Raw genomic sequence first — 14,459 nt, 5'->3', positions numbered from 1 at the left:
GTAGCAATTACAATGGCTTCACCTTCACCAACAGTCTTTTGACTAAAATCTCCTGCACCGATTGCATCAATAATTTTGAGTTGCTTAGGAGCTGATTGAGAAGTTCCAAAAGTATTTTCCGCAATGACCGCAAAACCGTCCATGGCAGATTTGTCAAACGGCGGTGAATCATGATATGCAATGATATCCTCAGCCAAAACCCTTTTGTGAGCATCATGGATAGAAATCTCTTCAACATCTGTTAAATTCTGATATTTAGCAATCAAATCCATAGCATTTTGTACAGAATCCAATTTAGATAGAAACATGTTTAAAAACTCCCCCAAGTTAAAATCTATGGCATGTATTTTTCAAGAACTCCATGATATGCATTATCTAAATCTTCAAAGCTGAATTCATGGTCATTTATATTTAATGAAGTTCCTTTTACCTCACCGATGACTTGGGCTTCAACATCAATTTTTGCTAAAATATCATCTAATGCATCCGCTTTTACAGTTAATAAATATCTACCGTGACTTTCGGAGTATAATAATTGAATTTTATCCAGTTCATCATCTTTCAATTCGACTTCACAACCAAGTCCTGATTTGATAACCATTTCGGATAATGCTACTGCAAGACCTCCTGCTGAAACATCGTGAACTGCAGTAATATCCTTATTTGCATCTTCATCGATTAATTTCAATATGGTTTGGCCGTTGGCTACTTCATCATCAATTCTGATTCTTGGAGCGGTTCCAACTTCCAGGTTGTGAATGGTTCTGTGGTATTCGGAACCTGTCAATTCATCATAAGTTTTACCGATTAAGATGATTTTGTCTCCTTCGTTTTTGAAGTCCATGGTTCTGATGTTTTCAATGTTTTCAACACCAATTACCCCAACAGCAGGAGTTGGGTTGATTTTAATTCCTTCAGTTTCATTGTAGAAACTTACGTTTCCACTGATTACAGGTGCGTTGAACTTTTCAGCAACCAGACTCATTCCTTCAATGGCTGTTTTGAACTGCCATAATATTTCAGGAGTTTCTGGATTTCCAAAGTTAAGACAATCTACAACCGCATAAGGGGTTGCACCCATTGAAATGACATTTCTAATAGCTTCCGCAACACAACCTGCAGCCCCATCAAATGGAGACAATTTTGTGTGGATTGTGTTTGAATCAGTTGTAAGAGCAATAGCTGTATTTTCATCAATTCTTAAAACAGCTGCATCATCACCAGGTTTTACAACAGTCCTGACTTGAACTTCATGGTCATATTGTTTGTAAACCCATTCTTTTGAAGCGATATTTGGACTGGATAATAATTTTGGTAAGGATTGATAAACTCCAGGTTCTTTAAGCTCAATTTTTTGAGTGTCCTCTGGAATTTCGACAATAGGTCTGTCAATTGAAGGTGGGTCTGCAAGTAAAATAGTAGGCAAATTAGCAATTTCTTCGCCTTCATCTGAAACAATCATGTTGTTTCCTTCAATTACTTCACCGATGACTGAAGATGCAATTTCGTGCTTATCGCAGATTTTTTGGGCAAGTTCGACATCGCTAGGGTTAATGACAAATACCATTCTTTCTTGTGATTCTGAAAGCATGATTTCATATGGAGTCATGCCTGTTTCTCTTAATGGAATTGCACGTAAATCGACTAGTGCACCATTATCTGAAGAGTCTACAAGTTCTGAAATACAACAGGTAAGACCTCCACCACCTAAATCCTTTACACCGCTGACATTGATCTTTTCAAGGATTTCTAAGGAAGCTTCCAGTACTCTTTTTTTGGTAAATGGATCTGCAACCTGTACTGCAGGTCTGTCTTCAGTTTCTGAATCTGATGTTAACTCCTCTGAAGCGAAGGTTACTCCGTGAATTCCGTCACGACCTGTGGTTCCTCCCATCAAAAGAAATACGTCGCCTATATTTGGTGCCTGTGCACGGACAATATTCTCCTTTTCGACAAGTCCTACACACATTACATTAACAAGAGGATTTGTTCTGAATGATTCATCGAATTCAATCTCTCCTGCAACGGTTGGAACCCCCACACGGTTACCGTAATCGGAAATTCCTTTTACAACATGTTCAAATAAGTATCTTGATTTTTCATCTTCCAATGGTCCAAATCTAAGAGAATCGAGGAGTGCTATAGGCATTGCACCCATTGAAATAATGTCTCTTAAAATTCCACCTATTCCAGTACCTGCACCTCCATAAGGTTCAATAGCTGATGGGTGATTGTGAGATTCCATTCCTACAGCTAATGCATATTTGTCGGTTACAGATACAAGTCCCGCATCGTCACCAGGACCTAAAATAATATTTTCTCCTTCAGTCGGGAAAGCTCTTAAAAATGGTCTGCTGCTTTTGTAGGAACAATGTTCTGAAAACATTACATCAAGCATTCCTTCTTCTAATTCATTCATTTCCCTACCAAGGATTCCTTCAATATATTCAATTTCAGAATCGGCTAAAGTCATTTTAACACCCTTAATTTTTAATTGAAATAATTACTTTTTCTCCTTCAATATCCCATTCTTTGGTATAATCTTTAGAATCTTTACTGCATTCTTCACTGTCAGTTATAATTAAGCTTTTAGCTCTTACCTCATGAGATATGACTTCAGACTGCGGTACGATTAAATCCTTAAATTCTGTTGAGGTTTCAACGTCAACGTTGATGTTGGCTTCAACATCAAGATCCAAGTCTTTTCTCATGTCCTGAATTCTTCTTATTAATTCACGAGCCATAGCTTCCTGTTTGATTTCTAGTGTAATATTAGTATTAACAAATACATTTCCTCCATCAAATTCGGAGGATACGAAGTCATCAGGAAGTTCTGAATCGAACAATACCTCTTCAGTTGACAATTCGATTCCTTCGACAGTTACGCTTCCATTTGCATCAAGGTCTGCTTTGATTTGATTACCGTCGGCTACCTTTAAGCCTTTTACGACTTTGCCCATGTCGCCTTTAAGCTTTGGACCTAAAATCTTAAGGTTTGGTTTTGCAATGAATGATAATTTATCAAATTCGCTAGCCCTTAATACTTCTTTTGTATTTGATTGATCTTTAATAATGTCTTCCAGCTCTTCAATGGCATTTAAGACATCTTCATCCTGAGATACGACTGTTATATCTGAAACAGGCCATCTTAACTTATATTGTGCCATGTCACGTGCCCTGATTGATGCTTCAATTACTTCACGGGCAACATCCATCTTTTCTTCCAATTTGGTGTCAATCGCATCTTCATCATATCCCCAATCATTCATGTGGATACTTTCAGGAGCATCCGGATTCACACCTTTAACAAGGTTTTCATATATTTCTTCTGAAATGTGAGGAGCTATAGGACATAATACTGATATTAATTTTACAAGTGCAGTGTATAAACTGTAATAAGCGCCTAATTTATCAGGGTCGTCGCTTTCAACCCAAGTTCTTCCACGGATGAGCCTTACATACCAGCGACTTAAATCTTCTAAAATGAAATCATTGATTTTTCTTGTTGCCTTGTGGAAGAATAATTTATCCAAATCTTCAGCCACTTCTTTAACTAAGGTATTTGCTTTAGATATAATCCATTTATCCTCTGACCTTAAAATCATGTCATCTTCAGTTAATCCAATAGGATTAAAGTCATCTAAAGACATGTATGTGGTTGAAAATACATAGACATTCCATAGGATATTAAACATTTTATTGATGTTCAAGAGCTCTTCCCATACGAATTTCAAATCATCCCATGGTTTTGAAGCCCATAATAAATAGAATCTTAAAACATCCGCTCCATATTTTTCAATAACTTCTTCCGGAGCAACTACATTACCCAATGATTTGGACATCTTGTTTCCGTTTTCATCTAACACAAATCCGTGCATCAATACCTTTTGATATGGACTTTGGCCCATTGCAATTACTCCTGTACCGAGTTGTGAGTAGAACCATCCTCTGGTTTGGTCGTGACCCTCAGTAATGAAGTCATATGGGAACCAGTCTTCGAATTTTTCCTTTTCTTCAGGATAGTATAGAGATGCCCATCCGGCAACTCCGGAGTCAATCCATACATCCAATACATCAGGGATTCTTTTAATGGTCTGACCGCATTTGTCACATTTTACTTCTACTTCATCAACATATGGTCTGTGGATAAGTTCTGAATCGCTTACATTGATTTCGTTAAGGGATTCCTCTTTTAGTTCATCAAGAGAACCTATTACTTTCAGTTCTCCACATTCAGGACATTCCCAAATTGGTATTGGAATACCCCAGTATCTTTGTCTTGAAATTGTCCAGTCACGTGCATTGTCTACCCAATCATAGAATCTGCCTTCACCAGCCCATTTAGGTACCCATTCGACTTTCCCAATTTCATCCAACATTTTTTGTTTAATGTCTGTTACTTTCAAGAACCATTGTTTGGTTGCACGGTAGATGATAGGAGTTTTACATCTCCAGCATACTCCGTATCTGTGTTCAATGGTTTCGGATCTGTACATTAATCCTTTATCTTCCAAATCCTTGATGATTTGAGTATTTTCTTCTTTTGTAAATTTAGTGTTATATTTGCCTGCGTCTTCAGTAAAGCATCCGTCTTCTCCTACAGGACAGAAAATTGGAATACCATTTGCTTTACCTACTTCAAAATCGTCTGGACCGTGTCCAGGCGCTGTGTGTACTAAACCTGTACCTTCACCAAGTTCAACATGGTCCCCAGGCAAGACCTTGTGAACCGCATCGATTTCATCAAATTCGGCATGGATTGGAACTTCATCCATTAAGATATAGTCATAGCTCATTCCAATCAAGTCTTCACCTTTTACGGTTTTGATGACATCATACATCACTTCTTTTTCTTCAATGATTGTATCTTCTTCGCCTTCTTCTTCGGCAGGTATTTTTGTTCTGTGAATCTTAATCTGTTTGCCTAATACATCTTCCATTAAGTTTTCAGACAATATGTAAGTTTCACCGTCTTTTGAAACATAAACATAATCAAATTCCGGATTGACACAGATAGCCATGTTTGCTGGAAGTGTCCATGGAGTAGTTGTCCAAACCAAGAAATAGGTATCCTCTTCACCCTTTACAGGGAATTTAATGTAGATGGATGGATCTTCCTTTTCCTCATATTCAATTTCTGCTGCAGCAAGAGCTGTTCCACAGTGAGGACACCAGCTAATAACTCTCTGGTCATTTAAAAGTAAATCCTGCTCGTTAGCTCTTTTAAGCATCCACCAGGAAGATTCCATGTATTTAGGGTCAAGTGTCATGTAAGGGTCATCCCAATCCATCCAAACACCCAGCTGATCGAATTCCTCTTCCATTGCAATTTTGTTTTCAAGGGCAAATTCTCTGCATTTGTCAACAAATTTGTCAATGCCTATTTCTTCGATTTCCTGTTTGGATTGAATATTCATCAAATGCTCTACTTTATTTTCAATCGGTAACCCATGCATATCCCATCCAGCCTGTCTTCTTAAGCTAAATCCGTTCATGGATTTGTATCTAAGGTATGAATCCTTAATGATTTTATTCCAGGCTGTTCCTAAATGGATTTTACCACTGCAGTAAGGTGGACCATCTAAAAATGAGTATCTAGGACCATTTTCTCTAAGTTCATTTACTTTTTTAAAAGTTTCTTCTTCTTTCCAGAATTTTTGAACTTTTTTTTCTATTTTATCATGGTTATATGATTTGTCTGCCTCTTGTATTGGCATTTTAACTCCTCGAAATTTGATAGATAATATGTGTAAAAATAAATAATCTCTATGAGATTCTAACGAATATTTTCATGTTTAAAACACATATATAATATTAATTTATAATATGTATCTTTTTGTTTTAGATAATAAATAAAGGTTATGGGAATTTCTGAAAATTTTTAAAATTAAAAAGATTTAAAAATAAATAAAATCAGCAATCTAAAAAGTAAATGGAAATTATGGGCGTATTAACGGGAAAATGTTAAAAAACTCTCATGTATTTGGAATTCTTTCATTTGTATTCTGCCTTACAAATTTTGTACCCATGCTGTTGTAATAGCTTTTAACAATCTTCTTGTCTTGTTTGGATAATTTGTAATTGAGCTTGACAACCAAGCCTACTCCGGCAAACTTGGATTTGAAGTATTTTAAGGATACCCATTTTGTCGGGACTTTAGACGCTCCGCCGACATTATACTTACCATAGGAGTTACTTACCAAAATCTTCTTGCCGTCTTTACTTACATCTATAATGGAAACGTAATGGTTCGGCAGGAAAGCGATCAATGCCGCTCCTCCTTTTTTCAATTGTTTTATTCCATTATCTACAGCATAATAGTAGGATGCCTTAAAACCGTTATTGTTCAACGCCTTTTTAAGAACGTCCACATTAACTCCGTTAGTTACATGCGCCTTTGTCTGGAAGAATTTTTCTGAACGATATTTTTTCAGAGCCTGACTGCAGACACTGGCAGATGTAGGTCCGCATGTATATTCTGTATTCTGAACATCACGAACCTCAGAATATGTATATGATTTCCCTTTCAGGGCAACTGTGATTGTTTTTGGCCAATAAGAATATTTATTCTTTTTGACTAGCTTAATGTTAAGCGCCCTTTCAATTACATTCCATTTTACACGCTTTAGGATATGATAAATTTTAGGAGATTCTTTTGTCTTAAAGAAAGTATATTTTGATAATTTTCCATATAAGAACAGGCAATAACTGTCTCTTTTTATAGTTTCCTGATATTGCGCTTTTTTAAGAGTGTATCTGGCATTATCGTATCCCATGACATAATTTGAAGGCATTACATCAATGTCTGGAACTCCATTTACTGTTGAAACGGAAGTTTTTAGAGGATCTTTTACATTTCCTTCAATGCATTTAACTTTTTTAGAAAGCGAATACCTTCCATACTCGGCAACAATATTATATGTTTTAGGTGTGACCTTCGGCTTTATAACTACAAAGCCTTCAGAAGTGGTGTTTCTTATAAATTTCTTTTGTCCGATTGTTATCTTAATGGTTTTACCGGAAATCGCCTTTTTGGAACCTTGCAAATATATCCTTAGATAACCGTTAGTGAGCAATTTTGAATTTCCGATTGTTATTGGAGTTATCTTTGCAATGCATACCTGAAGAGTTTTTGAAAATGCGTTATACTGTTTGTCTCCATTAAATAAAACATCCAAAGCTATTGATGATTTTGTTGATGTAATCTTAATGCCGAACTTGCCAGTGCTATCTGTTGTTCTTTTATATGTTTGCCCATCGAAGGATAGGCTCAACTTTTTGCTTGCAACTGGAGTGCCCTTTGAATCCTTCAAATACATATAATAAGTCTTTCCGTTAGCGACAAAGTTGGAATCCGTAGTTATTTTTAAACTTGCTTTGGGATTTTCAGGTATGGAAACTGCAACTGAAACGTCCTCCGAATTGCTTGAAGAATTAGTAATTTGATTATTTTCCTCTTGAACATTAACATTAGTGCTTTCATTTTCAATAGCTGCCGATTCTTCAACATTGCTAAGAGAAACATCACTGTCATTTAGTTCAGATATTGTGGCATTATCTGATTCAGCACTAACAGCAGTTAAACTACATATCAATACTAAAAATAGTGTGAATACAATAAAATAATTTCTCAATTTCATGGAAAATGAACTCTCTTAAATTTTATTTGTTTTCAGCCAAGAAAACTCAATAAAAAGTTCTTTATCTAATCTAATATAAATTTATTGAAAATAAACTAAAAAGTACATATAATAAAAATTTTAAATATTAACTTATGGGATTTCACAGAAAATACAATTCACTTTTTAAAGCCGTAGACAATATGATAAAATTATATAAAATTTATAAAGACGACAAAGAAGGCAAAAAGTCAAAAGATGGGAAAAAATGAACATTATTTATTTAAGTGATTTCAACTGCATTTATTCTTATATAGGGCTAAATCGGATCAAAAATACTGTTTTTGAACTCGATTTGGATGTTGAATGGGAAATGAAATCATTTGAACTCTTGCCTGGTGCAAATAATATCTCAGCAATGGAGAGATTTGCAAGTGACAATAAATTATCAATTGATGAAGCTAAAAAAGAAATTGAAGAAATAGAGTCAATAGCTGCAAATGAAGGCTTGAATGTCAATTACAAAGATCTGATTATTAACAGCTCAAAAGATGCCCATAGGCTAGCCAAATACGTTCAAAATAGACACCCGGAATCAGCCCAGGAACTTATTTTTAAAATATTTGAGTCCAATTTTATTAAAAACGAAAATATTGCAGACCATGATGTTTTAATAAATATTGCAGCATCATGCGGATTAAACGAAAGTGCAATAGCCGAAATGCTTAAAAAAGACTCCTTGGAAATTGAAGTGGAGCTTGACATTGAAGAAGCCGTTTCATATGGAATAACAAGAATCCCCTATTATATCATAGAATATAAGGGTGAAAGGCTAACAATTCCAGGAGTGTTTGAAAAAAAAGATTTTGAAACTGCTTTTAAAGACCTGATTAGTGGCGAAATAAAAAACAAGAGTTATATTGGTAGAATTGATTTTAATCTGATTTAAAGATTATATATTATGAACTACTTATAATTATTTCATGATTTTGAATAAAACAACTCAAGAACTAATAAATATAAAAATTATAAATGCAAATAGCTTTTTTAAGCGTTTTAAAGGATTGATGCTGAAAAAGAATATTGATTTTGCAATGTTATTCTCAAACCTTAAAGACTCATCAATACATACCCACTTCATGAGATTTGATATAGATGTTTATTTTTTAGATAAAAATAAGGTCATTTTTGAAAAGGCAACATTGAAACCTTGGAAATTCTACAAGCCAAAAAAGCAAGCAAGCTATATTCTAGAAGCAAAAAAAGACAGTTTAAAATTAAAAATAGGAGATAAATTAGATTTTATCTAAAATATCTTCAGGATTTTCAAAAATCTGAATATTATCAATACTAGATAATTTTCGGGTATTTTCAATGTCAATATCTCTCATATAGATTGTTATGATTTTACCTTCGGAAATTGCATCATATGGGCATGTATTTCTGCACAAACCACAGCCAATACATTTAGTCAAATCAATTTCCTCATGTGGAATAATCGCACCTTGTTCGCAGGCGAGTGATGCAAGGCAATCATCGCAACTTTGGCATTTTGACAATTCCATTTTAGATGGAAGAACTGTGTCGATTGGCCCCGGATGAATATCTACTGGAACCATATAAACAGGAACTGCGCCTTTTCCAGATTGAGCAACAGCATTGGTTACTAAAGTATCAGCTATTCCATAAACAATCTTTGAAACTGTATTTGCTGTAGCTGGTGACACAATTAATAAGTCGTATTTGCCTAAAGACAGACGACCGGTTATTGGATATGAAAATTTTTGATTTGAATCAGTGGCAAGTTCACGGTATTTTCCGCCAGTTATCTTTTCAATACGCTCATAAAGCCCATACATTTTTAGGACTTCTTCAGCAGCGCCTGATAAGAATACTGTTACTTCATGTTCTTTGGCTAATTTTTCAGCCAAATGCACTGATTCACGTAGTAAATGACCAGCTCCAGTAAATGCAAATCCTATTCTCATTTTAATCTAATGTGTGATATTGATAAGCTTCTCTGTCAGAGAATGCGTAATCAAGTTTTGTGTATTGATTCATGAATTCAGCCACTTCATCAGCAATGTCTTCCTTATCAACAGCAACACGTTTGATGAATTCAGCAACTTCATCCATTTCTTTTTCTTTTAATCCTCTTCTGGTAATCTCTTGAGTACCTATTCTGATACCGGATGGATCATCAGAATTGTCTCTGTTATCTCCAGGCAAGAGGTTTTTATTTAAGATTACATTGTTGTCAGCCAATTCTTTTGCAATATCGGATGCTGATCTGATGTCAGTCAAGTCAACTGCAATTTGATGGGATTGAGTGAATCCTAAGTCTTCACATAATACATTGAATCCTCTTTCATACATTGCTTGACCGAGAGCTTGTGCATTTTTAATAATCTGTTTTGCATAAGCTTCACCGAATTCCAACATTTCAGCAGTTGCAATACCTAAACCGAGCAAGTGGTGCAAATGGTGGTTACTTACAACACCAGGGAACACTGCATCATCAATACGTTCCTCATTTTCTTTGCTTGAAAGAATAATACCTCCTTGTGGACCAGGGAATGTTTTGTGGGTACTACCCATCATCAAGTCTGCTCCTTCTTTAAGAGGTTGTTGGAATTGTCCTCCAGCAATAAGACCCAATACATGAGCACCATCATACATTATTGTAGCTCCAACTTCATCAGCTGCTTCACGAGCTTCTTTAATTGGGTGAGGGAATAAAAATAAACTTCCACCGAATAAAACAATTTGTGGTTTTTCTTCGAGGATTTTTTTGTTCATTGCATCAATGTCAATGTTCATCACATTTTTATCTAATGGGTGGAAAACAGTTTTTAATCCACGAATACCAGCTGCACTTACATCAGCGTGGGAAATGTGACCTCCTGATGGTACTTCAAGTGCCATTACCTTTTCACCAGGTTTTGCAAAACCAAAGAATGCTGCAAGATTTGCTGTTACGCCTGAAACCGGTTGAACGTTAGCATAATCACAGTCATATAATTTACATGAAAGTTTTTTTGTTTTATCTTCAACTAAATCAACATATTGGCATCCTTCATAAAATCTTTGGAAAGCTTGACCTTCAGCATATCTGTGAGCAAAATCGGTTGCTACAGCTTCGGTTACTTCCACACTTGTTACATTCTCAGATGCAATAAGATTGATACTGTTTCTCATATATTCAGTATGCTTTTTCGCAATTTCTTCAAAGTTTAAAATTTCATCATGATAATTAGCCATTTACTACACCTAATATCCAATTATATATTTATGATTAAATTTTTGTAAATCATTTAATATAATAGTTATGAAAATTATTCTAAAAATAATAAAAAATTAAAATTAACAAAAAAAGAAGTTAATCTTGTAAAAAAAAGAATTAAAAAATTCCTCAAAAGAGGAACATTTTATTTAGTTTTTAATATATTTTTTTAGGTCTTCTACTTTGTCGGTTTTCTCCCATGGGAGACCTTCAATACCTAAGTGACCATACTTAGCGGTTTGCTTATATTCAACATCTCTTAAGCCTAATGTTTCAATAATTCCATCAGGAGTTAATTTGAAGTTGTCACGCACTATCTTATCAAAAGTCACATCTCCAATATCAGCTCCAGTACCAAAGGTATCCACCATTACTGAAGTAGGATCTGCAACTCCAATAGCATAAGACAATTGAATTTCACATTTGGAAGCAAGTCCACTTGCTACAATATTCTTAGCAATGTATCTTGCCATGTAACATGCGCTTCTATCCACTTTAGTGCAGTCCTTACCTGAAAATGCTCCACCACCATGGCGGGCATATCCTCCATAAGTGTCAACAATGATTTTACGACCGGTTAGGCCTGAATCTCCATGAGGACCTCCAATTTCAAATTTACCGGTTGGGTTAATGTGCTCTTTAGTATTTTCAGTCATTAATTCCTCTGGAATAACTACTTTAAAGAGTTTTTCACGAATGTCTGCCTTTAATTGTTCTTGATTGTCAGACATTGTCTCATCATGTTGAGTTGACAATACAACTGCATCAAGTGAAATGACATTTCCATCTTTATCATAATTTACAGACACTTGAGCTTTACCGTCAGGTCTTAAATATGGAATTTCTCCACTTTCTCTAAGTTCAGTTAATTTATTAGTTAACTTACGGGCAAGATCAATTGGATAAGGCATTAATGATTCAGTTTCATCAGTTGCAAAACCAAACATCATACCTTGGTCTCCGGCTCCAGTTTCTTCATCTCCACGGTCCACACCTTGATTAATGTCTGGAGATTGTGCATGAAGCCTGTTATCTATATCACAAGAATGACCGTCAAATTTTAATTCGGGCTTATCGTAGCCAATTTCAATAATTGTATCCCTTATGATTTTTTCAATTTCTTCCTTTGAGATATCGGCTTTTGATGTAATTTCACCAAATACCATACAGAAATCAGTAGTCACACAAGTTTCACATGCAACATGGGAATATTTATCTTGTTTCATATATGCATCTAATATAGCATCAGAAATAATGTCTGCAACTTTATCAGGATGCCCTTGAGTTACAGATTCTGATGTGAATGTCCTATATACTTCATTCATATTATCACCAATAGTTAATGTTAAACTTCTCATTATAATAATCAGATTAAGAGAATTTATCACTATTATAACTAGTCTATATTATGTATATCTTAAATATTATATATAAATTATTAAAAATTTGCATATTTGAAAGAATTCCTGATTATGGAATATGATTTTCAAACTGCCATGTTGAATATCATAACTCAATGCATTGATATTTCAGATTGATCTTTAAAACCAAAATCACATAAACCAATAATACAAAAGCAAGGATTAAAAATAGGACCCCTGCGACAAATATTGACATTACGCCGAATCCATCAACCAAAAATCCTCCAATTGCAATTCCTATTGCTATTCCACCATTCAATACGCTTAAAAAAACGCCATTTGCAAGCTCTGGACTATCAGGCAGAACTGATGTTTCAATGTATTGAATAAGGTTATAGCCCATTCCATCCAATACTCCGAAAATTAAAATTAAGACTAAAACCACTACCAGATAATCTGTGAATAGGTATAATGCCAGGAACACTGAAGCGCATACCAATTGAAATATTATTAATGTTTCCTTGTCCTTTTTGAAAATCAGTTTTCCGCCCAGCCATGTTCCGAATATTGAAATTACGCCATATGTAAATAAAAATAGGCTTAATTTATAGGTATAAATGTGACATACAGTCTGCAAAAAGTATGGAACGTAATTGTAAACAATGCTTGCACCGATTGGCATCATTATAATCCCAATTGTGGACAGTAAAAATTCTTTTGATTTGATGCTGGATAACGGCATTTCATAGCTTTTTGACTTTCCAGGAAGTTTTGGAAAGAATATTAAAATCAAGATTAATGTTAAGAAATTTATTAGAAAAATCCAACTCATCGCTATGCGATAGCCGAAAATTGTTCCGAGACCTGTTGTAATCGGCAAGCCCACAATACTACCTATTGAAATTCCAAGCAGTATTTTTGTTATGTAATCCTGTTTTTGGTCGGCGGGTGCAATCTCTTCACAAAAAGTTAAAGCAATTGATATGAATGCAGGATATACTACAGCGGAAAGAATTCTAAAAAATGAAGCAACGAAAATGCTTTTTGTAAATATGATTACTACATTTGAGATTGCAAAGACTGACAGAATTGAAACAAATGTTTTCTTTCGCTCAAATTTTGAAAAAAGCAATGGAATAAACAGACCGGTTATTGCTATTGTAAATGTAAATGAACTAACATATAATCCGGAAATTGCAATAGTAGTGTTGAAATATTCAGATATTTGAGAAATAATCCCAATAATGCTTAAAGGTGTGTTAATACCTAATGTTGATAGCATTAAAATATAAAGGAGCAATTTAGGATTATTTTTCATAACAATCGTTATGTAAACTATATTATATAAAATTAGTGTTGAAAAAAAGTCGATTAAAAAAAAAAAATAAAAAAAGAAATAGAGAAATTAATCTCTAAATCTATTTACCTAAGTCTTCAAGAGCAGCACTGATTTGTGCCATAATTTGCTCGGTTTTGAAGTGTTGTTGGTTCATTGCACCAGATGGACATGCACCTACACAAGTACCACATCCTTTACATAATGCGGAGTTAATTTGTGCAAATTCTTTTCCACCTACACCGGTTGCGATTGAAATAGCGTCGAATGGACATAATTCAACACATACTTGACAAGCACCACAAACGGTTTCGTCGTTGGATGCAATAATAGGTTCGATTTCTACTTCTCCTTTTGCCATTGGGATAGCTGCTCTGGATGCTGCAGCTGAACCTTGTGCTACGGAGTCAGGAATATCTTTAGGACCTTGTGCTACACCAGCAATGTAAACACCGTCAGTTAAGGTGTCAACAGGTCTGAGTTTTGGGTGAGCTTCCATGTAGAATCCGTCTGCGGATCTGGAAAGACCTAAAGTTTGTCTGAGTTCGTCGGAACCTGCGGAGTGTTCGAGACCAACACTTAATACAACTAAGTCGTAAGTGTATTCAGTTACTTTACCGAGTAAAGTATCTTCTGCTCTGATAGTTAAGGTTAAATCATCATTTTCGAAGATTTGTGCTGGTTTACCTCTGATAAATTCAATACCGTATTTTTCTTGAGATGTTTTGTAGAACTCTTCGTATCCTTTACCGAAAGAACGAATATCCATGTAGTAACAGGTTACTTCGGTATCAGGTTCGTGGTCAATACATAATTGAGCGTTTTTCATGGAGTACATACAACATACTCTGGAACAGTAT

10 protein-coding genes and 1 pseudogene are annotated in these 14,459 nt (G+C 34.9%); 2 read left to right on the top strand and 9 right to left on the bottom strand.

What is annotated here, in order from left to right; translation table 11 throughout:
* From QZU81_RS08830 to QZU81_RS08815, 4 genes and pseudogenes are all read right to left on the bottom strand, one after another.
* Positions 1 to 308, bottom strand: a pseudogene (locus QZU81_RS08830) (molybdopterin molybdenumtransferase MoeA); the annotation flags it as partial.
* 26 nt (positions 309 to 334) lie between these two features.
* Positions 335 to 2,473 (bottom strand): phosphoribosylformylglycinamidine synthase subunit PurL, encoded by a 2,139-nt coding sequence (purL, locus tag QZU81_RS08825; protein ID WP_295591344.1) that lies wholly within the window; start codon positions 2,471 to 2,473, stop codon positions 335 to 337.
* A 10-nt stretch (positions 2,474 to 2,483) separates the two neighbouring features.
* On the bottom strand, positions 2,484 to 5,717 hold the full coding sequence (gene ileS / locus QZU81_RS08820) for an isoleucine--tRNA ligase (protein WP_295591342.1): 3,234 nt from the start codon (positions 5,715 to 5,717) through the stop codon (positions 2,484 to 2,486).
* A gap of 258 nt (positions 5,718 to 5,975) precedes the next feature.
* Entirely contained in the window at positions 5,976 to 7,640 is a 1,665-nt protein-coding gene (locus QZU81_RS08815) for a hypothetical protein (protein WP_295591340.1), read from the bottom strand.
* Positions 7,641 to 7,887: 247 nt separating this feature from the next.
* Between QZU81_RS08815 and QZU81_RS08810 the strand changes: the two genes are divergently transcribed.
* A complete protein-coding gene (locus tag QZU81_RS08810) occupies positions 7,888 to 8,568 on the top strand; it encodes a DsbA family protein (RefSeq protein WP_295591338.1) in 681 nt (226 codons plus the stop codon).
* A gap of 34 nt (positions 8,569 to 8,602) precedes the next feature.
* The gene (locus QZU81_RS08805) at positions 8,603 to 8,929 is read left to right on the top strand and encodes a DUF192 domain-containing protein (protein ID WP_292824155.1); all 327 of its coding nucleotides are present in this window, start codon (positions 8,603 to 8,605) and stop codon (positions 8,927 to 8,929) included.
* Here the strand turns inward: QZU81_RS08805 and QZU81_RS08800 are convergent.
* The 5 genes from QZU81_RS08800 to QZU81_RS08780 form a co-directional block, all read right to left on the bottom strand.
* A complete protein-coding gene (locus tag QZU81_RS08800; protein WP_292824158.1) occupies positions 8,915 to 9,607 on the bottom strand; it encodes a dihydromethanopterin reductase (acceptor) in 693 nt (230 codons plus the stop codon). The genes QZU81_RS08805 and QZU81_RS08800 overlap by 15 nt on opposite strands.
* Before the next feature lies 1 nt (position 9,608).
* Positions 9,609 to 10,880 carry a serine hydroxymethyltransferase gene (gene glyA / locus QZU81_RS08795; protein ID WP_292824161.1) on the bottom strand — a complete coding sequence of 424 codons (1,272 nt, stop codon included), beginning with the start codon at positions 10,878 to 10,880 and terminating at the stop codon, positions 9,609 to 9,611.
* A gap of 171 nt (positions 10,881 to 11,051) precedes the next feature.
* Positions 11,052 to 12,227 (bottom strand): methionine adenosyltransferase, encoded by a 1,176-nt coding sequence (gene metK, locus QZU81_RS08790; RefSeq protein ID WP_295591334.1) that lies wholly within the window; start codon positions 12,225 to 12,227, stop codon positions 11,052 to 11,054.
* A gap of 181 nt (positions 12,228 to 12,408) precedes the next feature.
* Positions 12,409 to 13,581 (bottom strand): MFS transporter, encoded by a 1,173-nt coding sequence (locus tag QZU81_RS08785; RefSeq protein ID WP_295591332.1) that lies wholly within the window; start codon positions 13,579 to 13,581, stop codon positions 12,409 to 12,411.
* 100 nt (positions 13,582 to 13,681) lie between these two features.
* The coding region (locus QZU81_RS08780; protein ID WP_295591331.1) for a 4Fe-4S binding protein at positions 13,682 to 14,459 on the bottom strand (778 nt) is incomplete at its 5' end.

The organism is uncultured Methanobrevibacter sp. (assembly GCF_902770715.1).
Taxonomy (GTDB): Archaea; Methanobacteriota; Methanobacteria; order Methanobacteriales; family Methanobacteriaceae; genus Methanocatella.
This window is presented reverse-complemented; position numbering and strand designations above follow the sequence as displayed.